General features: G+C 76.3%; 1 protein-coding gene. It reads right to left on the bottom strand.

Annotation, left to right across the window (positions count from 1 at the left end; translation table 11 throughout):
* A partial coding sequence (locus tag ACLEQD_RS44440; protein ID WP_410391937.1) for a M56 family metallopeptidase occupies nucleotides 1–882 on the bottom strand: 882 nt, incomplete at both ends.

Genomic DNA, 882 nt, shown 5'->3' with positions numbered 1-882 from the left:
CGCGGGCGTTCCCGGCGCCTTCGCGGCGTGCTCCGCCACGGTGGGCTTCGCGGCGGGGGCGGGCGTCGCGGCGGGCTTCGGCGCGGCGTTCTCCGCGGGCGCCTTGGCGACGACCTGGAAGGGCATCAGGACCACGGCGCCGAGGGCGAACAGCGCACCCTTCAGCCACCGGCGGGGTTGGGTGGGGACGACGTCGACATGTTCCAGCATGCGGAGCCTCCTGTGCAGCGCGTGAAGGTGGGCCGACGCCCCAAGCGCCGCTGCGCTGCCGGGGGGCCGGGTGATGCCAAAGGCGATGAGCAGCTCGCCGTAGTCCGCGGGCTCCGCGCCGGTGAGGCGCAGCGCCTCCGCGTCGCACGCCTCTTCCCGGGCGAGCGCGTACTCACGGGCCGCCTGGCGCGCGAGCGGGTGGAAGAAGAGGACCGTCTCCGCCAGCGCCGGCACCCAGCCCAGCCACAGGTCCCCGCGACGCAGGTGCGCCACCTCGTGCGCCAGCGCCATGCGCAGCGCGTCCTCCGGCAGGTCGCGCACCGCCTTCGCGGGCAGCACGATGACCGGCGACACGAGCCCCGCCGCCAGCGGGCTCACCACCTCGTCCGACACCAGCAGCGTGGGCGGACGTCGCAGGCCCGCCTCGTTCGCGAGGAACTCCGCCTCCTCCTCCAGCACCGGGTGACGGAAGGGCCGCGCACGCTCACGCATGCCGCGCACCTGGCGATACGCCCGCACGTGCCCCCGCACCTTCCAGACCACGCCCGCGCCCCACAGGACGAGCAGCGCCCACGCCAGGCCCACCGTCCACGGCTGCGAGCGCAGCGCTTCCCCGGCGCCCCGGACGAGCGCCGCGAGCGCGCCCCGTGCGAGGGAGCTTCCGGGGCCACC

It is taken from the genome of Corallococcus sp. 4LFB, from assembly GCF_046520365.1.
GTDB classification, from domain to species: domain Bacteria; phylum Myxococcota; class Myxococcia; order Myxococcales; family Myxococcaceae; genus Corallococcus; species Corallococcus caeni.
The sequence above is the reverse complement of the archived record's forward strand: the minus strand, read 5'-3'. Positions and strand labels throughout refer to the sequence as shown.